General features: G+C 58.8%; 18 protein-coding genes. 14 read left to right on the top strand and 4 right to left on the bottom strand.

Annotation, left to right across the window (positions count from 1 at the left end):
- The first annotated feature begins 100 nt into the window (after positions 1-100).
- Complete coding sequence (locus tag NKJ12_RS05410; protein ID WP_352701516.1) at positions 101-838, top strand: polysaccharide deacetylase family protein; 738 nt, start codon at positions 101-103, stop codon at positions 836-838.
- Here the strand turns inward: NKJ12_RS05410 and NKJ12_RS05405 are convergent, their stop codons facing one another.
- Together NKJ12_RS05405 and NKJ12_RS05400 are read right to left on the bottom strand one after the other, a co-directional pair.
- Positions 839-1,228, bottom strand: a complete 390-nt coding sequence (locus NKJ12_RS05405) for a DUF427 domain-containing protein (RefSeq protein WP_352701515.1) — start codon at positions 1,226-1,228, stop codon at positions 839-841.
- 123 nt (positions 1,229-1,351) lie between these two features.
- The gene (locus NKJ12_RS05400) at positions 1,352-1,738 is read right to left on the bottom strand and encodes a hypothetical protein (RefSeq protein WP_352701514.1); all 387 of its coding nucleotides are present in this window, start codon (positions 1,736-1,738) and stop codon (positions 1,352-1,354) included.
- A 177-nt stretch (positions 1,739-1,915) separates the two neighbouring features.
- Between NKJ12_RS05400 and NKJ12_RS05395 the strand changes: the two genes are divergently transcribed.
- Entirely contained in the window at positions 1,916-3,544 is a 1,629-nt protein-coding gene (locus NKJ12_RS05395) for a fatty-acid--CoA ligase (protein ID WP_352701513.1), read from the top strand.
- Between the two features lie 83 nt (positions 3,545-3,627).
- Positions 3,628-4,413 (top strand): DUF1499 domain-containing protein, encoded by a 786-nt coding sequence (locus NKJ12_RS05390; RefSeq protein ID WP_352701512.1) that lies wholly within the window; start codon positions 3,628-3,630, stop codon positions 4,411-4,413.
- A gap of 13 nt (positions 4,414-4,426) precedes the next feature.
- Here the strand turns inward: NKJ12_RS05390 and NKJ12_RS05385 are convergent, their stop codons facing one another.
- On the bottom strand, positions 4,427-5,335 hold the full coding sequence (locus NKJ12_RS05385) for an MBL fold metallo-hydrolase (RefSeq protein ID WP_352701510.1): 909 nt from the start codon (positions 5,333-5,335) through the stop codon (positions 4,427-4,429).
- Positions 5,336-5,449: 114 nt separating this feature from the next.
- On the opposite strand from NKJ12_RS05385, the gene NKJ12_RS05380 reads away from it, so the two are divergent.
- The 10 genes from NKJ12_RS05380 to NKJ12_RS05335 all read left to right on the top strand — a co-directional run bounded on the left by NKJ12_RS05380 (position 5,450) and on the right by NKJ12_RS05335 (position 16,425).
- Positions 5,450-6,040: a biotin transporter BioY gene (locus tag NKJ12_RS05380; protein ID WP_352478465.1), complete on the top strand. Its 591-nt coding sequence runs from the start codon at positions 5,450-5,452 to the stop codon at positions 6,038-6,040.
- A gap of 455 nt (positions 6,041-6,495) precedes the next feature.
- Positions 6,496-7,086, top strand: a complete 591-nt coding sequence (nusG, locus tag NKJ12_RS05375; RefSeq protein ID WP_352701509.1) for a transcription termination/antitermination protein NusG — start codon at positions 6,496-6,498, stop codon at positions 7,084-7,086.
- 149 nt (positions 7,087-7,235) lie between these two features.
- A complete protein-coding gene (locus tag NKJ12_RS05370; RefSeq protein WP_352701508.1) occupies positions 7,236-8,555 on the top strand; it encodes a UDP-glucose dehydrogenase family protein in 1,320 nt (439 codons plus the stop codon).
- A gap of 28 nt (positions 8,556-8,583) precedes the next feature.
- The gene (locus tag NKJ12_RS05365) at positions 8,584-9,861 is read left to right on the top strand and encodes a sugar transferase (RefSeq protein WP_352701507.1); all 1,278 of its coding nucleotides are present in this window, start codon (positions 8,584-8,586) and stop codon (positions 9,859-9,861) included.
- Positions 9,862-10,007: 146 nt separating this feature from the next.
- Positions 10,008-11,102, top strand: a complete 1,095-nt coding sequence (gene gmd, locus NKJ12_RS05360; RefSeq protein ID WP_352701506.1) for a GDP-mannose 4,6-dehydratase — start codon at positions 10,008-10,010, stop codon at positions 11,100-11,102.
- A gap of 21 nt (positions 11,103-11,123) precedes the next feature.
- Entirely contained in the window at positions 11,124-11,897 is a 774-nt protein-coding gene (locus tag NKJ12_RS05355) for a glycosyltransferase family 2 protein (protein WP_352701505.1), read from the top strand.
- 346 nt (positions 11,898-12,243) lie between these two features.
- Entirely contained in the window at positions 12,244-13,515 is a 1,272-nt protein-coding gene (locus NKJ12_RS05350) for a lipopolysaccharide biosynthesis protein (RefSeq protein ID WP_352701504.1), read from the top strand.
- A 94-nt stretch (positions 13,516-13,609) separates the two neighbouring features.
- Positions 13,610-14,524 carry a hypothetical protein gene (locus NKJ12_RS05345; RefSeq protein ID WP_352701503.1) on the top strand — a complete coding sequence of 305 codons (915 nt, stop codon included), beginning with the start codon at positions 13,610-13,612 and terminating at the stop codon, positions 14,522-14,524.
- 70 nt (positions 14,525-14,594) lie between these two features.
- Positions 14,595-15,335 (top strand): methyltransferase domain-containing protein, encoded by a 741-nt coding sequence (locus tag NKJ12_RS05340; RefSeq protein WP_352646154.1) that lies wholly within the window; start codon positions 14,595-14,597, stop codon positions 15,333-15,335.
- 109 nt (positions 15,336-15,444) lie between these two features.
- On the top strand, positions 15,445-16,425 hold the full coding sequence (locus NKJ12_RS05335) for a glycosyltransferase family protein (protein WP_352646156.1): 981 nt from the start codon (positions 15,445-15,447) through the stop codon (positions 16,423-16,425).
- 148 nt (positions 16,426-16,573) lie between these two features.
- Here NKJ12_RS05335 and NKJ12_RS05330 read toward each other — a convergent pair whose 3' ends face one another.
- Positions 16,574-17,593, bottom strand: coding sequence for an acyltransferase family protein (locus NKJ12_RS05330; protein ID WP_352702060.1), 1,020 nt, complete (start codon positions 17,591-17,593; stop codon positions 16,574-16,576).
- A gap of 121 nt (positions 17,594-17,714) precedes the next feature.
- Here NKJ12_RS05330 and NKJ12_RS05325 point away from each other — a divergent pair, with 121 nt between their 5' ends.
- Complete coding sequence (locus NKJ12_RS05325; protein ID WP_352701502.1) at positions 17,715-19,091, top strand: hypothetical protein; 1,377 nt, start codon at positions 17,715-17,717, stop codon at positions 19,089-19,091.
- Positions 19,092-19,220: the final 129 nt, after the last annotated feature.

Here is a 19,220-nt window from a genome sequence, read left to right as displayed (position 1 = left end):
CCGCTGCCGACGCTTTTGCAGGGGCATCGTCCGGATTTCCGCCTTGATGCCGGTCTTGGGGTCGCCCTTCAACTTTGATCCGGCGACCTGGGAATAATCAATGCGCCTGTTCCAAAAGCATTTTTGCGCCATTGCAATATCGCTGTGGGCTGCCTCTCCCGGCAACGCCCAGTTGCTCGTCGAACCGACGCTGCACATCAAGGCCGAGGCGGGCAGCGGCCGCGTCGCGCTGACGCTCGATGCCTGCGGCGGGCGGACCGATACAAGGATTCTCTCGGCGCTGGTGGAAAACAAGATTCCCGCCACCATTTTCGTCACCGGCATCTGGCTGAAGCACAACGCCGCCGCCGTCGAGATCATGCGGGCGCATCCTGAACTGTTTGAATTGGAAAACCATGGCGGCCGCCATGTTCCGGCCGTCGACACGCCGCAAAGGATCTACGGCATTCGCAGTGCCGGCAGCCCGGAGGCCGTGCTGGCCGAGGTCGAATCGGGTGCTGCCGCTCTTGCCGTGACCGGCGAACCGGCGCCGAAATGGTTTCGCGGCGCAACCGCTGAATACAGCCCGTCGGCAATCGCAATGATCCGCAAGCTTGGCTTCAAGATCGCCGGATTCTCGATCAACGGCGACGGCGGCTCATTGCTCGGTGCAAAAGAGACCGCCCGGCGCATTGCCGCGGCAAAGGACGGCGACGTCATCATCGCTCACATCAACCAGCCAACCCATGCGGCCGGCGAAGGCGTGGTGCAAGGCCTCCTGGCGCTGAAGGCGAAGGGCCTCACCTTCGTGCGGCTCGACGATGCCGACGGCATCGGCGATGAAGGCACCACCGACTGATCAGCCGGGCGTGGCCTCGATCGTCACCTTGTTTGGATAGAACGCGCCGTGATCGCGAATGTCTGACATCTCGTCGAACGGCCGCTCATAGGCCCACATCGCATCCTCGCCGGCATCGCCGGCGGGCAGCACGCTCCAATAGCTGGCATCGCCCTTGTAGGGGCAATGGGTCGAGTGTTCGGTTTTGCCAAGCTGGTTGAAGTCGATGTCGTCGAACGGAATGTAGAAAACCGGAGGGTAGGGCGATTCGGTCAGCACCTTGACCTTGCTGGACGAAGCGATGACGTCATCGCCGGCGCGCACCGTCACGGTGCCCTTATAAGGCTCGACGGTGATGACCTTGCCCGGATTGCGCTGAAAGCCTGGTGCCGGGTTTGCGATCTGGTCCATGTCGGATCTCCTTGCCTAACCCAAGATGTGTCTGGCAAGAGCCTCGCGCAAGAGCTGCCTGCCACCAGGCGGGTGTCGCCCGTGAGGGGAAGTCTCGCCTCTTTCGTCCGCTTCGCGGAAAACTCAGGCGGCGGCCTGGAAGGCGTCCATCAGCCCGGCATAGGCGGCGGCAATGCCGGCCACCGGATTGGTGCTTTTCGAGGTGGTCTCGACCTTCAGCGAACCACCGCTGGTCGGCAAGGTGAGCAGCAGGAACTGGCGATTGCCGCCATCGCCGACCGATGCGGCGGCAACGTGCTGGGCTTCGCCCTCGTTCTCGATGCACATCTTGAACAAGAGCGTGCCGCCGACCGCTTCGAGGGCGCCACCGACGACCTCGACGAATTCATCTTCGGAAACGGTTTTGGCGTCGGGCACCAGATCGGCCGGCGCCACATCGGCTGCCACCAGATCGGCCAGACTTTCGGCAAGCGTATCTTCGAGGGCTTCGTCGTCGAGCTGCGCGTCCATGCGACACCTCTTTATTAGCCAATCGCGCCCCGCCCGTTAATCAACGTTAACGCCGAGCATGGCCGGATTGTGGCGAATTCGGCCTCATTTCGCCCTATGCACCGCTCTAGCCCGGTCACCGCTGGACAATCCGCCGGTTCGTCTCACAATGGCGCAAAAAATAACGGGAGGAACAAGATGCTCGGGTTGATGCAGGAATGGCCGCTGCTTTGCCATAAGCTGATCGACAACGCCGAGAGGCAGCACGGCAGACGCGAGATCGTGTCGCGCTCGATCGAGGGGCCGATCGTGCGCAGCACATATGCCGAAATACATCATCGTGCCCTGAAGGTCGCCGAGCGGCTCGATCGTGATGGTTTCGGGCTTGGCGACCGCATCGCAACCCTGGCCTGGAACACCGCGCGCCACATCGAGGCCTGGTACGGCATCATGGGTGTCGGCGCGATCTATCACACGCTCAACCCGCGGCTCTTTCCCGAGCAGATCACCTGGATCATGAACAATGCGGAGGACAAGGCAGTTTTTGTCGACCTGACCTTCCTGCCGCTGCTCGAAAAGATCGCCGGTGCGGTCAAGTCGCTGAAGCAGGTTATTGTGCTGACCGACAAGGTGCATTTGCCGAAGACAGCGTTGCCCAATGTGGTTGCCTACGAAGAATGGCTTGCTCAAGCCGACGGCAACTTCGCCTGGAAGACATTCGATGAAAACACCGCCGCCGGCATGTGCTACACCTCGGGCACGACGGGCGACCCGAAGGGTGTCCTCTACAGCCATCGTTCGAACGTGCTGCACGCCATGATCGCCGCCATGCCCGATGCTATGGGCCTGTCGTCGCGCGATACCATACTGCCGGTCGTGCCGATGTTTCACGCCAACGCCTGGGGCCTTGCCCAGAGCGCGCCGATGATTGGCGCCAAGCTGGTCATGCCGGGCTGCAAGATGGATGGCGCTTCGCTCTACGAGCTGCTCGACACCGAGCAGGTGACCTTCAGCGCCGCCGTGCCGACGGTATGGATGATGCTCCTCCAGTATCTGGAAGAGACCGGCAAGAAACTTCCCTATCTCCAGAAAGTCGTCATAGGCGGCGCGTCCTGTCCACGCGCGATCACGACGAAGTTCCAGGACAATTACGATGTCCAGGTCGTCCACGCCTGGGGCATGACCGAGATGTCGCCCCTCGGCACGCTGTGCACCCTGAAGCCGGATTACGCCGGGCTGAAGGGCGAGGCCCGCCTCGGCGTCCAGCAGAAACAAGGCTTTACACCGTTCGGCATCGAAATGAAGGTGACGGACGATGCCGGCAACGAACTGCCATGGGACGGCAAGACCTTCGGCCGGCTCAAGGTCCGCGGGCCGGCCGTCGCGCGCGCCTATTATGGCGGCACCGGATCCGAACAGTTCGATCAAGACGGCTGGTTCGATACCGGTGACGTCGCGCACATCGATCCCGGCGGCTATATGCAGATCACCGACCGCGCCAAGGACGTGATCAAGTCGGGCGGCGAATGGATCTCGACCATAGAGCTCGAGAACGTCGCGGTCGGCCATCCCGATGTGGCGGAGGCCGCCGCCATCGGCATTCCGCATTCGAAATGGGGCGAGCGGCCTTTGCTCGTAATCGTCCGCAAGCCGGGCAGGGAGCCGACCAAGACCGACATTCTCGCCTTCATGGACGGCAAGGTGGCGAAGTGGTGGATGCCGGACGACGTCGCCTTTGTCGGCGAAATCCCACACACCGCTGCCGGCAAGATCCAGAAGATTACCTTGCGCCAGCAGTTCCGGGATTATCACCTGCCGACGGATTAACCGGAGATGCGGCGTCTTTGCGCCTTCAAGCCGCCGCTGAAAGGCACTATGCCTTGGTTCGGGTTGGGGCAGCGCGGAAAACAATGACGGGAATTTCCGAGCGACAAACGTCGAGGGCTGCCGGTTGGTCGCGGCGCGCCGGCGTGTTTTCGGCGATCCTGCTGCTGACCGCTCTCATCGGCCACCGCTATGACCTCGTCGAGACGCCCGCATTCCTGTGGGTGCTTTGCATTGTCGCCCTGCTGGCCGCATTTGCGCTTTTGTTCGCCGGGTTTGCCTTTGCGCGACTGTGGAATTTCGGCGATCGAGGCGGCCAGGACCTGACCGCCGGGGCCTTGCTGGCGCTTCTGGTGCTCGTCCCGTACGGCGTCGCGGCCTATTGGGCGGCGACTTATCCGCCGCTGCGCGACATCTCGACGGATCTGGACGACCCGCCGGCGCTCGATATTTCTACCCGGACAAAGGACATGAACGAGCTTTTGCCGCCGACACCCGGCGAGCAGCGCTTGCAAATCGAAGCTTATCCGCTTGTTACCGGACGCAGCTACACCTTGCCTTTCGATCGCGTTCTGGAGGCGGTCAAAACCGTGCTCGATCGACGTGGCTGGCAGCTCACGGCGCCATTTCCCGACGCAGCAGGGCAAAGCGACGTGACGGTCGATGCGCTGGCCAAGAGCTTGCTGCTCGGCCTTCCCGCCGATGTCGCCATCCGCGTGACCGACGACGGCGACGTGGTCATCGTCGATATGCGCTCGGCCTCGCGTTACGGCCGCCATGATCTTGGCGACAATGCAGCGCGCATCACGGACTTCCTTGCCGAACTCGACCAGGAAGTCGCCGGCCAGGTGGGCGTGGCGCCGGCGGAATGATATCGGGAGGGTACTACTTTACCGGCGAATAGATGCCGTCGATAGCCGGCGCGCCGTCGGTGTGGACCAGGCCGCGCGCCACCAGGTCTTCCAGATGGGCAAGTACCGACAGGCCGGCCGCGCCATGCAGGCGCGGGTCGGTGTCTCGATAGATCACCTCCACCATGTCCTTGATTGCCCGGTCGCCGCTGTTGATCCGCTCCAGAATTGCCCGTTCGCGCATTTTGCGATGCGTTTTCAATCCGCGCATGAAGTTGCGCGGCTCGGTCACCGGCCCGCCATGGCCGGGCAGCAGCAGCCGGTCGTCGCGTTCGATCAGCCGGTCGAGCGATGTCATGTAGTCCGCCATCGCGCCGTCCGGCGGCGCGACGATCGTGGTTGCCCACGCCATGACGTGGTCGGCCGAGAAAAGGATGCCGGTTCCCTCCAGCGCAAAGGCTGCGTGGTTGGCGGTATGGCCGGGCGTCAGCACCGTCCGGATCGCCCAGCCGTCGCCGTCGATCACCATATCGTCTGGCAGCGCGATGCCAGGAGCAAAGTCGGTGTCGGCGCTGGCATCGAGCGGACTGACCTCGCCGGTACGCAACGGCCGCGCCGGACGATGTCGGCCTTCCGCCAGAACCGCCGCACCCGTATGCTGCTTCAGCCGCGCCGCCAGCGGCGAATGGTCGCGATGCGTGTGGCTGACGAAGATATGGCTGACCGGCCTGGTCCCGATCGCTTCGAGCAGTGTTCTAAGATGTGCCTCGTCATCCGGTCCGGGATCGATCACCGCCAGTGTCTCACGTCCGACGATATAGCTGTTGGTTCCGTGAAAGGTGAACGGGCTTGGGTTCCTGGCGGTGATCCGAAGGACGTCGGGTGCAACGGCTACGCCCTGGCCGTAGGCAGGGTCGAAGTGTGTGTCGAATTTCAGTGCCATGCGAACGTCGCGACCTTTTTTGGGGCGAGGGCAAAACCGATTGCCGCTTAGCACGGAAGCCAATATAGGAAAACGCAAGGCCGCGTTCGGCGGCAATCCGGAACGGGGAAGACCATGGCAATTGCAACGACGATGCGTCCGCTCATTTCTCTCGCTTTGCCCGAAAAGGGCGCAGCCCGCCTGGCGGGACAGCTTCTGCTGGCGTTCGCCGGAACGCTGCTGCTGGTCTTGTCGGCCAAGACCAAGGTCATGCTCGGTCCGGTCGATATCTCAATGCAGACGCTCGCCGTCTTCCTGATCGCTGCCTCCTTCGGCATGCGCCTCGGCGTCGCAACGCTGCTTCTCTACATGGCTGAGGGCGCGATGGGCTTTCCGGTCTTCCAGAGCACGCCGGAAAAAGGCATCGGCATCGCTTACATGCTGGGTTCGACCGGCGGTTATCTAGCCGGCTTCGTCGTCATGGCGGCGATCGTCGGCTGGGCTGCCGACCGTGGCTGGGATCGCCATCCTATCAAGCTCTTCAATGCCATGCTGGTGGCCGAGATCGTCATGATGGCAATGGGCTTTGCCTGGCTGGCGCTGTTGATCGGCCCGGAAAAATCCTGGCAGTTCGGGGTGGTGCCCTTTATCGTCGGTGATCTGATCAAGGTTGCGCTGGCCGCGAGCCTGGTGCCAGCTGTCTGGTCGCTGCTGAAGCGTTCGTGAAGCCGGTCGAGCGGAACTTAAGTCAAAAACGGACCTGCATGTTGCATCGCTGTCGCCATGTTATTGCCTGAAGCCCCATGACTCGATGGTGACCCGTTCTGCGCGAAAATCTGCCGAATGGTTTTCGCCGTAGTTGGTGCGGCCGTGCAGGATCTTTGTCGCTGGCGGCAGGCTTGTGCGCGACGCCATCCGTCACATTAGCTTCAAGTCGACGGACTAAGTACCAGAACCAACGGGCGATTCGTCACGACCAGCGTAACCAAGCACTTCCGTATGGAAATAAATTGCTCGACATAGCATCTCAGCCAGCTGAAAAAGAAAGCGGCTCGGTGATTATTTAGGCACAGCTAAATTTCTGGGCAATGTGTAGGAAATTCTTAACCCAACCGCCTTGACTCTAGTGGCTTGGTTGTTTGCTGGTATCCACACACTGTCGTAACCGTTGAGCTGAGATCATGCCGCCGACCGCCGAAGGGAGACACGTGAGTAGCGCGGAAAAAACAACGAGCAAGGCAACAATCCCGTCGCCTGAGCCGACCGCCGCGCCGGCAACCCGCTGGTATGCGGCCAGCGTCTTTCCCGGAAAGGAGCACGTTGCCGAGCGGCATCTCCGGATCCAGGGGTTCCAGCCCTTTGTGCCTCGCTGCGAGAAAACCGTGCGTCATGCCAGGCGGCTCGAAACACGAGTTGCGGCTTATTTCCCCGGTTACATGTTCATCGCCCTTGACGTCGCGCTGCAACGTTGGCGCTCGATCAACGGAACGTTCGGTGTGCGCTCCCTCGTCATGCAGGGGGACCGGCCTTTGCCTGTCCCCTCCGGTCTGGTAGAGCGCTTCATTGCATTGACCGGCAGGCATGGCCTGCTTGATTTCAGCGGCGGCCTCGCAGCCGGCGCTTCGGTTCGGATCCTTTCCGGCCCTTTCGCAGAAATGATCGGTCGCCTTGACCGGCTCGATCCAGCCGGAAGAGCTCGGGTTCTGGTTGCCATCATCAATGGCGAGATACCTGTCGATCTGGATACCAGGGATCTCGTCGCCATCGCATAGCCGTAAGCACCGAGGTGCGGCGAGGCGATGCAAATTGTTGTAGGATCGGCTCTCGGGTTTTTCACCCGGGAGTGCGGTAGCCGTTCTTCGGTGGGACTAGGCGCTGTGTGGCGAGATCGTCTCGTCGGCGCTGATTGAGGGTGCGCGGTATGCGAATAACAATGATTGGTGCCGGCTATGTAGGGCTCGTCTCGGGCGCCTGTTTCGCCGACTTTGGCCATCAGGTCTGCTGCGTCGACCGGGATGCGGAAAAGCTTGCCATGCTCAAACTCGGCAAGATACCGATCTACGAGCCAGGGCTTGACGACCTCGTCACCACCAACACTGCGCAAGGCCGCTTGCGTTTCGACGACAATCTGGCGGATGCTGTTTCTCAATCGGATGTCGTCTTCATTGCCGTGGGCACGCCTTCACGGCGTGGCGATGGCCATGCCGACCTGTCCTTCGTCTATGACGCGGCCGCCGAAGTTGGTCGCGCGCTCAAGGGGTTTACGGTCGTGGTGACGAAATCGACCGTTCCCGTCGGGACCGGCGATGAGGTGGAACGCATCATCCGCGAGCAAAATCCCACCGCCGATTTTGCGGTGGTCTCCAATCCGGAATTTCTTCGCGAAGGATCGGCGATCGAGGATTTCAAGCGGCCCGACCGCATCATTGTCGGCACCGATGCCGAACGGGCCAAAGCCGTCATGGGCGAGATCTATCGCCCGCTCTCGCTGAATGTCGCGCCGATATTCTACACGAGCCGGCGTACGGCTGAGCTTACGAAATACGCCGGCAACGCGTTTCTGGCCATGAAGATCACCTTCATCAACGAAATAGCCGATCTCTGCGAGCGGTTGGGAGCCGATGTGCAGGACGTCGCGCGGGGCATCGGCATGGACAACCGCATCGGCGCAAAGTTCCTTCATGCCGGGCCGGGCTATGGCGGTTCCTGTTTCCCGAAAGATACGCTGGCACTGGTCAAGACCGCGCAGGACGCGGCAAGCCCGGTGCGGCTCATTGAAACGACGGTCTCGATAAATGACCAGCGCAAACGGGCCATGGCGCGCAAGGTGGTCGAGGCCTGCGGCGGCTCGGTTCGCGGCAAGACCATCGGTATCCTGGGCCTTACGTTCAAGCCGAACACCGACGATATGCGCGATGCGCCCTCATTGGCCATCATCCAGGCCCTCAAGGATGCCGGCGCTGCAATCAAGGCCTATGATCCGGCCGGCATGGAGCAGGCGCGCAAAATGATCGAGGGCATTGAATTCGGGGAAAGCGCCTACGCGGTGGCCGACGGCGCGCACGCAATCGTCATCGTCACCGAGTGGAATGCGTTTCGGTCATTGGATCTCAAGCGGCTCCGTGCACTCATGGCGATGCCGGTGATGGTCGACCTGCGAAACGTCTACCGCGGCGAGGACGTCGTTAGGGAAGGCATAGCCTATTCGAGCGTCGGCCGAGAGCGGCTTGTTGTCAGGTGAACGTCCGGGTTGATTCGCGGGATTCAAATTGATCGCCACCACCATCCATTTACCCAGCAAACGACATCTGCTGCTCCGGATGCGCTTTCAGCTGCTTGGCGGATTGACATTCGCGATTTTGCTGCCGGCGCTGATCCGCCTGTCAGTCGATCAGGAGGTGATTCGGACACCGAACCTGCAGGTCACGATCTTTGCGGCATTTATTGCTCACACGACCGGTTATTTCTTTTACAAGCGCATCGGCAATTTTCCGGGCGTTGCAGCGGCTGGCTACATCCTGCCAACCTTCGCCCTGACCTACGGCCTGGTGTTCGCGACGATCTTCTTCTTCAGGTTCGATTACAGCCGGTTCCAGGCGGCGGCGAGCTTCATTCAATCGACATTGTGGTATTTTGGTTTGAGCTTGGCCACCCGGCGGCTCGACGCACACCGACTGGCGATAATTCCCGGCGGAGACGTCAACAGGCTGGAGAGCATACCAGGCGTTAGCTGGCACAAAATTCATTCACCTGACACGGTCGTCGAGTACGCAAGCGGCGTGGTGGCCGATCTTCGAGCCGACCTTTCAGATGAATGGGAGCGGTATATTGCCGATAGCGCGCTCTCGGGAACGCCGGTCTATCATGTCAAGCAAATAAGCGAGTCGCTCACAGGCAGGGTGGAGATCGAGCATCTTTCTGAAAATACTCTAGGCTCCTTGAATCCAAACCAGGCTTACCTGAAAATAAAGCAGGCGATAGACTGGGCCTCTGCATTGTTGGTACTTGTTGTTTTCTCGCCATTGCTGTTGTTCGTGGCGATCGCTGTAAAGATCGATTCGCCTGGACCGGCGCTATTTAGACAGAAGCGAATGGGCTATAGAGGCCATCCCTATGAGGTCTACAAGTTTCGAACGATGAAGCTCGGCGACATAGCTGTCGACGAGAAGGAAGCGGCCATTACGAAGGCCGGCGACGCACGCATCACCCGTTTGGGGCAGTTCTTGAGAAAATCCAGGATCGACGAGTTGCCGCAGGCCTTCAACATCTTGCGCGGCGAGATGAGCTGGATCGGTCCGCGGCCGGAAGCGCTCGTGCTCTCGAAGTGGTACGAGGCGGAGCTGCCATTCTATCGATACCGGCACATCGTGCGGCCTGGCATTACCGGATGGGCGCAAGTCAACCAAGGCCACGTCGCGGCTGTTGACGATGTCTTGGAAAAGCTTCACTACGACTTCTACTATATCAAGAATTTCTCCCCTTGGCTCGACGTGCTGATCGTGTTTCGTACCATCCGAACCATGCTGACGGGCTTTGGCGCACGTTGACAAGGCGACAAAGATCAGTAGTCGACGTAACCAAGCCGCCGCTCGCAAGCCTCACATCTTCAGTTTTTGAAGTGGGTATTTTGTAATGTCCAAAGCTATGCTGATCAGCGTTGAGAATATCGTCTTACCGACCCCGGAGAAGCACAATGACTAGGAAAACCGCACTCATTACCGGCATCACCGGCCAGGATGGCGCCTATCTGGCGGAACTTCTTTTGGCAAAGGGCTACAATGTCCATGGTATCAAGCGGCGGTCGTCGTCGTTCAACACCGGTCGCATCGACAATCTCTACCAGGATCCCCACGAAAAGGACGTAAGGCTGTCGCTGCACTACGGCGATATGACCGACGCCACCAACCTCATCCGCATCGTCCAGGAAGTGCAGCCAGACGAGATTTATAATCTCGCCGCACAATCGCATGTCCAGGTGAGCTTCGAGACCGCGGAATACACGGCGAATGCCGACGCGATCGGCACGTTGCGTCTGCTCGAGGCGATCCGGCTGCTTGGCCTGACAAAAAAGACGCGTTTCTATCAAGCATCGACGTCCGAGCTCTACGGCAAGGTGCAGGAGATCCCGCAACGGGAGACGACGCCTTTTTATCCCCGCTCGCCCTATGCGGCTGCCAAGATCTATGCCTACTGGATCACAGTGAATTACCGCGAAGCCTACAACATCCATGCTTCCAACGGCATCCTTTTCAACCACGAGAGCCCGATGCGCGGCGAGACCTTCGTCACCCGCAAGATCACGCGCGCAGCTGCCGCGATCAGCCTCGGCCTTCAAGACAAACTCTATCTCGGCAATCTGTCAGCGGAGCGGGATTGGGGGCATGCCCGCGACTATGTCGAGGGTATGTGGAGAATTCTTCAGAACGACGTACCCGACGACTATGTCCTTGCAACCGGCGTGAAGAACTCGGTCCGTCGCTTCGTCGAGCTTGCATTCAATGAGGTTGGGACCGAGATCCAATGGGTTGGTTCCGGCATAGATGAAAAAGGCATCGATGCGAAATCCGGCGCCATTCTGGTCGAGGTGGACCCGCGCTATTTCAGACCCACCGAAGTAGAACTTCTGATCGGCGACGCCTCGAAGGCGGAGCGCGTTCTCGGGTGGAAGGCAACAACGTCGCTGGCGACAATGGTCCAGGAAATGGTCCAGTCCGACCTCGAAACGGTAAGACGGGAATCCGAACATCGGCGCCTCGATGAGGATCGCATTCGCGTTGCGGCACAGTAAGTGGCGTCGGACCGGGTTGATATGAAAATCTCGGTCTTGACCGTCTGTTGGAACTCCGCGGCGACGATCAGGCATACGATTGACAGCTTCCTAGTCCAGAATCATTACGACAAAGAACTGGTGATCATCGACGGCCATTCATCGGACGATACGCTGCGGATAGTCCAATCGTACCCACAGGACCAGATCCGACTGGTCAGCGAGCCCGACAGCGGGATGTATGATGCGCTCAACAAGGGGCTGCGCCTCTATACCGGAGATGCGGTTGGAGTGCTGAATTCAGACGATTGCTTCCACGATAGTACCGCGCTGGGACGGATCTCGGCAGGGCTCGAACAGGCCGACATCGTGCATGGCGACCTGGATTTTGTCGAAGACCATCTGACCAAGCGCGTGGTACGCCGTTGGCGTGCCGCGGCCCGACCCACCAAGGGTTTTCGAACCGGATGGATGCCGGCCCATCCAACGTTCTACGTCAAGCGACGGGTTGCGGACGCGGTAGGTGCATTCGACCTCAGCCTCAAAGTGGCATCGGATTATGATTGGATGTTGAGAGCCGTTGAACTCCACGGTTTCCGAATCGCTGCGACTAGCCACGTGCTTGTGGATATGATGGTAGGCGGGGCCAGCACGCGAAGCCTTGCCTCGCATATCGGGCACAATCTGGAAGCGCTGCGGGCACGCCGCCGCTGGCTCGGATCGGGTCCTCTTGACTACGCGCTTGTTGCAAAGCCAATGCGCAAACTCGGACAATTTTTCTCGAAGCCGCACTCTGGCAACGATAGTCTCGCTTAGGTGGCTGCAATCTCGGTGGCGAGTCGTCGAGGCGTTGTAGCTCATTGAACACCATGGGCGCGGGGTGCCTAGCGGGTGCGCCCCGAGATGTATATGCATCGAGACTTGCGATCACCGAGTTTCGCGATACACCGTGGCCGTGCGCGAACCAACCAACGACATCCACAAGGCGCAGAACCCCACCGATGGATAATCGCAAGAATAAGCCGATCGGAGTTTATGTCCTGAACCTCGTTACGGAACGGCCTGGCCTAGGAAATTTTCTCTCCGCGACCGTTCGGCCGTTTGCCGGCCATGTTTTGTGTCAGGGGAAAATTGTCTCGATTTTTACAATTGGCGATTTGGCATGTTTCGAAGCATCCTGACCGTGCTGTCGGGGTCAGTGATTGCGCAGGCCATTGCCGTTGCTGCTCTTCCTGCCCTGACGCGGCTCTATGATGCTGAAGCGTTCGGCCGATATCAGATCTATATTTCGATACTGAATGTGGCGGTTATGTTTGTCGCATTTCGCTACGAGGTTGCAATTTTGAGCGCGCGACCGGGAAGGGTTTTTGAAAATCTGTTAAAATTGACATTTCGGCTCTGCATCTTGACCAGCATGACGACCCTTCTTCTTGCCGGCGTTGCCAATTTGTTGATCCCGGGTGCCCTGCCATCTCTGCACGGCATTATCTTCTTCTTACCCGTCGCGATGGCCGTAGCGGGGATCTACCAAATGCTCACCTTCTTGCCAATCCGCGAGCGTAACTATGGTCTAAGCGCACGGTCTAAGATCTTGCAATCGGTGGGGTTCTCATTTGGCGCGCTTGGATTTGCCTTTCTTCCTTTCATTGGAGTTGGTCTCGTTCTTGCCGATGTGTTCGGTAGAGCCTTCGGGGCAATCACCGTCCTCTTTGGGAGCGGCAAACTCTGGCGAACTCTGATTTCTCGAATCTCTTTTTCCGAGATGAGGTTTACGGCCATTCGTTTCCAGAAATTTGGCCTCCTCACTTTTCCGGGAACACTTTTGTCATCTCTTAGCGCTGCGGTCGCGCCATTCGCCTTTGTTGCGCTGTTCGACCTGAAAGTCGCGGGGCAGTACGCCCTCCTGGAGCGATTTATCTTGATGCCGGTTGGCGTCATCGCGGTGGCCGTTTCGCAGGTCTTCACTGGCGAGTTGTCAACACTCTATCGTACCGACAAGCAGGGCTTGAACAGGGCGTTTCGACGTTCGCTCTTTCAGCTTCTTGCCATCGGTCTGTTGCCGACAGTGCTCGGGATGATACTTTCGCCAAGCCTCGTTCCGCTAGTCTTCGGGGCGGATTGGACCATGGCCGGCAAACTCTGTGTGATTGGATTTCCAATCGCGTATGTGCGCTTCGTCGCCACGGCGTTGACCATGACGCTTGTCGTTATTGACCGCCAGTCGCTTCAATTCACTTGGGAAATATGCCGGTTTCTTTTCACCTTGTGTGTCTTCGGCGGACTCGGCTGGGTAGGGGTCGACAATCCAACCACTGTCATGGTCTGGTACGCGCTTGCCACCGCTGTAACCTATGCCATTCACCTTGTGTTGGCTGATCGTGCGACGAGAATGGTCAGCTTGCAGGCAACAGAGAACGGAAAAACGACACAATGAGGGTGAGCCCCGTCTTCGCTGAGCAATTCAACCATCGGTTCGGCGCCGTCTGCCGGACATCGACTGAGTTTTGGCGCTGAGAAGGCAGACGCTCATGGCACATCTCTATGGCTATCCAGATATCGGCCGTTTCGGTCTTGGTCACAGCATGCTCGCCTGGGCGCGTTGTGAGACATGGTGTCGAAACAACGATGCACAGATGCTCGGACCGCGCTGGTTCCGCCCGCGCATAGGTCCCTATTTGCGCCGTGAGCGGGACCGGCGCGAATATTTCAAGCTTTTCACCAATCACGGCTATGTGGGCGAGCCGTGGCGCACCGTGCTTCTCGCAGTGGCACGCAAGATTCCCTCGGATACAGCTGCGTCAATGGCATTTGACGGCAGAAACACAGTCGTTGTCTTCAAGAACACCGTGGCGTCAAACTTCGAAAAACATTTCCATGAAGTCCGCGGCCATGGGCGCGTGCTCTACGACGCCTTTCGCAGGATTACCCGCAAAAAGTACCTGCCGGAAGCGTCGGCCGCGCCCTTCGTGGCTGTCCATGTCCGCCTTGGCGACTTCTCCCGTTTCGACGTGAATCGAGTGGAGGCCAAGACCCATAATCAACGGCTTCCGATCGACTGGTACTGCGACAGCCTTGTTGCTCTTCGTGAGGCCTTGGGCACGAGCATGCCAGCCCGTGTCTTTTCCGATGGGGACGATACCGAGCTTGTGCCACTCCTTCGTCTCCCGGACGTGCTCAGGGCGAATGACGCGGAGTCGGTAACGCACATGCTGGAAATGGCTCAGGCAAGTGCGATCATCGGAGCCGGCTCGAACTTCAACCTGTGGGCTGCTTTTTTTGGGCAGGTTCCGCGGATCACCTACCCAAACCAAGCGATTGTCGTGGTAAATGACGATCCAACCCGCGAAACGAGTTTCCGCGATAATGCGTCCCTTCCTGACGCCTTCGTGAATCACGTGAAGGACCACTTCATGCGACGAGAAAAGCAAGGCGAACTAACGTAGCCATTGCAAGCCGTAACAGCACTATGATTTTCGATGTCCGGTCTTTACCGGTTTGCAGACAAGGGGTGCGGTGATTCTCAGGTCGTTTATTGGTTGGAACAGGGACGCCGCAGCATGGCTCGAACGCCGCTTTCCCAGAGTTTTCGGTGCGCCGTCTTACAAGGCGGAGCTTGAGCGGCGCATTGCCGAGGATGTTGCGCGCCTAAAGCCGTCGGCCATCCTCGAGGTCGGCGGTATCGACAGGCCGCTTCTGGAGCGAAGTACCAGTTTCACCTATATCGGTCTCGACATCGAGGAAAAACCGGACTGCTATCGCATCTACGACCAATTTGTCGTCCAGTCGATCGAGCAGCCCGTTGATGTCGAAGCGGACATGCTCATTTCGATCACCTTGATGGAGCACGTACCCGACAACAGGGCGGCGGCGCGCTCGATGTTTTTGGCGCTCCGGCCGGGCGGCGTAATGCACCACTATGTCCCGTCGAAGTGGCATCCCTATTCGGTGGCATTGCGGATCGTCGGACCCGTTATGCAGAGATGGCTGATCCCATACCTCAGGCCAGCGGCAGTCGGCGTTACGGGCTATCCGGCGTTTTTCGACCATTGCTCCCCTTCGGACATGACAAAACTGTTTCGCAGTCAGGGATTCGAGCAGGTGGACGCCAAGTCGTTCTACCGTGCCAGCGACTATTTTGCCTTCTTCTTGCCCGCGTACCTTTCCGTCGCTCTGTTCGAGAATCTCTGCGCATTGCTGAACTGGCGCATTTTCTGTTCCGGCTTCGTCATCAGCGCTACAAAACCCACGCAATAGCAAGAACGGAATCATGCGACTTTTTCAGAATTCTGGGATTGCCTCAAGCTATAGGCCCCGCCTTACTGGCCTCGTGGCGGGGATCAGCAGCTTCGAGCAGCAGAGGGGCGTGTTTCTGAACGATCGCTACGGCGCGGCACATATTCTGTTGCCGATTCTTGAGCACAGTCCGGAGGCGTTCTTTACCAATGGCGACGACGAATCGCTGCAGCGGGCGTGGGCACGCGAAAACGGCCTGGGCAACGATACGCCGCTGGCCGACATCCTTCTTGCCCAGATCGAGCATCACAAGACGGATGTCTTCTACAATCTCGATCCATTCCGCTACGATGCCGCTTTTGTGAGCCGCTTGCCTGGGCACGTGAAACGCAAGATTGCCTGGCGCGCCGCGCCAGGCAAGATTGACTTTTCCGGCTATGATCTCGTGCTTTGCAATTTTCCGTCGATGCGGCAGCTCTGGGAAGAGCAGGGCGCCACGACGGCTCACTTTATTCCAGCTCACGATCCGGAACTCGACAGTGTGGCCGAGAATCGGAACAGGGACATCGATGTTCTTTTCTTCGGCGGCTACAGCCGCCATCACCAACGCAGAAGGCAGATACTGGAAGCGGTTGCACGTCTTGCCGGCCGCCGCCGCGTTGTTTTCCATTTGGATCTGTCACGGTATACGCCGCTTGCGGAGACGCCGCTTGGCTGGTTCGGTCCTCTGAAAGCGGTGCGCCGCCCGCCCGCGATCCGCAACGTCAGTGCGCCTCCCGTGTTCGGGCGCGCAATGTACGAACAGCTTGGACGAGCCAAGGTCGTGGTCAATGCCTCGATCGACATGGCAGGCCCAGACCGTGGCAATATGCGTTGTTTCGAAACCATGGGGGCCGGAGCTCTATTGGTTTCCGACTCCGGCAGTTATCCAGCACCCATGCGCGACGGAGAAACTATGGCCGTCTACGAGCAGCCGCAGGACGCATCGGAAAGAATCGAACGGCAGTTGAACGATGGAAGCTGGGACGCGATCGGCTGGGCCGGGCATCGCGCAATTCGTGAAGAGTACAGCAAGAAACGCCAATTTGAGCGGTTTCTCGAGCTGGTATAGCGATGGTTCGATCGCCGAACCGTCTGTAGGCCTGTAGCAGCGCGCCCCACACATATCCATTGCGATCTTGGCCGTCGGCGGAGTGGGCGGCAATGATGCGAAATCTGTTTCTCTCGGGCGTCGACAAGCTCCGATACAGGCTTTGACGCTAGGCCGAAACCGTTCCGTTGATCCGGTTGCGGAAAGCGACCGTCCTTCGCTCGAAGAGCAGATAGAAAACCAAACACACTGCGAAGCAGACGGCACCCTTGACGACCAGTGATGTGATGGCTCCATCACCCAACCCTGGTGCCGCGGGCATGTAGTTGGCGGTCAGGTAGACGAGCACCGGATAGTGAAAGATGTAGAGCGAGTAGGACATCGCGCTCAAGCTTCGGATCGGCCACGCCGCGGGCTCGAGGATGCGATTCGCCTGCTCGTGACAGAGGGCCGGAAGGAGTGCGGCGAGCCCGGCGCACATGATCGCATCGGCCGGGCCTGTTGCGTATCCGGCCCAAGGCCCGCCATCCGACATCATTTGCGAAACAAAAATCCCGCCTATGAAGGCTACTACCCCGGTATATGCGACCCACAATGATCGCGGCGGGTAGGCGGCCACGAGCGCTCCAAGCAGCCAAAACAGCAAGTATTGAGCTTCGAGGACGCTGAAGACCAAGGCGGCGGCGCCCAGCCCGAAGAACGACCAGGCGGGCAGAGAGCGTCGCGAAAACGCGTATCCGGCACAGCCCATCAGCACATAGAACCAGATCTCGTAGGCAAGGCTCCACAACGGTGCGTTAGCCCGTACGGTGGGGACGACGATGCCGTTGAGGCCGGCGATATGCGCGACAACGTCCTGGATCGGAAAGGCGGAGCCAACGCTGATTGCGACAAGGGCCGTCAGCAACAGGGCTGGTATTAGCGGAAGGAATATCCGGGTCGCCCGATCGACGGCATAGCGCTGGAGATCGAAGCGTCCGTCCCGCACATGGCGGATGACTTGCCCGCCGACGAGAAATCCGCTCAGCACGAAAAACACCATCACCGCCGGATGTCCGGGACGAGTGACGGCGTAAAACAAAGCAGTGATCAGACCCTGGTCGGAGGCCGGCAGCGCGCCGTAGGCGGGCAGCGAATAGCCCCGCAGATGTGCCATCATGACGACCAGCGCCGATGCCCCGCGCAGCAGGTCGAGCGCCAGGAAGGAGGGGCGGGAGGGCGAATTAGCTATGGACGCACCTTTTTGGCGGCGGTAAGGCTTGGACGATACGGGACCTACGCCGCATATCAGCTCGATAAGGACGGGGCAATTGGAATACCTGAGATCGGAGAATATTAGCTACGCGCGGATGTTCGTCCCGCTCTGGGTGGCTGTCTACGTCATCATGTTTGTGGATGTCTATATCGATTGGGCATCTGTCAGTTTCTTTTATCTCGGATTTAGCTATGTCTACAGCGCAAATGATGCCGTTCTTGCTTATTGCATAATAGCTGCATTTTCTTTAATTCTTCCGATTTCAATTAAGAGGTATTCTGATTTTTTTTGCTGGATGCTATATCTGACGATTTTTATCCCCTCGATTCTCATCGTTGCAAGGCAAGGATATACGTCATTTGACGCCTCATGGTTGATTGTTTCAGTGGCTGCGTCATTTTTCCTGGTGCTCTATATCCCGAAGGTACTCCATTTCAAGTCGTATTCTCTCATTCGTCAGGTTTCGGTAACCACTTTTTTCTTTTTCTTCCTCGCGTTCTATCTGGCTGCCATTGCTTTCTATATCGCGACTTACAGGGGAATGATGTCATTCTCCGGCATGGACGAAATCTACGACCAGCGCGCCAAGTTTGGCTCCGTGCAGGCTAGTACACTAGCACTCTATCTGACGGGGTGGTTGTCGAATGCGATGAACCCCTATCTGCTGGCGATCGGGCTGTTCGACCGAACGCGGCGATGGGCGATAGCGATCGGGCTTGCAGGACAGATCGTAGTCTTCATGGCCTTCGCCGGAAAGATGATGCTGGTGATCCTGCTCGTGACGTTCGGCTTTTACTTTTTCGTGCTCAGAAAAGGTGAGATTTCAACATCTCGTCTTGCATTCGGCTTTGCCGCGCTGACGTCGTCCGCATTTGCGATTCTTGTCGCTACCGATTACAAGCCCGTGGGGGCCGCCTTGGATGCCGTCGCCTTGATTTATATGCGGACTCTCGGCATTCAAGGTGCGATGACGGGCGTGTATGCGGATGTGTTTTCCCGCAGTCCGCTGACGTACTGGTCGCATGTCAACATCATCAACATGATCGTTGACTATCCCTACAAGGCGCCGCTTGGATATGTCGTTGGCTCCAGTCTTGTTGGAGGAACCGGATTCAATGCCAACGCCAATTTCTGGGCCACGGACGGAGTAGCAGCTTATGGTATGGCGGGTGTGGTCATGATGGGCGCCGTCCTCGGCGTCCTTCTCAGCTTTGCGAACAAGGTCGTGACGCCAGACCGCCTGCCGTTTGCGGCGACCGTCTCCATCCCGTTTATTATGTCCTTGGGGAACTCGTCCCTTTTCACCAGTCTCATTACCGGCGGCGGTCTGATTATGGTTATGATGATAGCCTATGGCGTGCCGCAGCCTCACGCGTCACGCAAGCAGGGGGTGGCCTATCGGGATCACGCCATGCCGTCCCGACTTTCCTGATGAAGGCCAGGCTCTTATCCCCTTGGCGAGGCTTGTTTTTCTGGTGACCTGGCTGGCGTTCCCTGGTCGGCTGACCGGCGCACGAGCAACCCCATCGTTCTACTCGTACGGCCTCACATGGCAGAAGGA

Source organism: Mesorhizobium sp. M0195, assembly GCF_040322115.1.
GTDB lineage: Bacteria > Pseudomonadota > Alphaproteobacteria > Rhizobiales > Rhizobiaceae > Mesorhizobium.
This window is presented reverse-complemented; position numbering and strand designations above follow the sequence as displayed.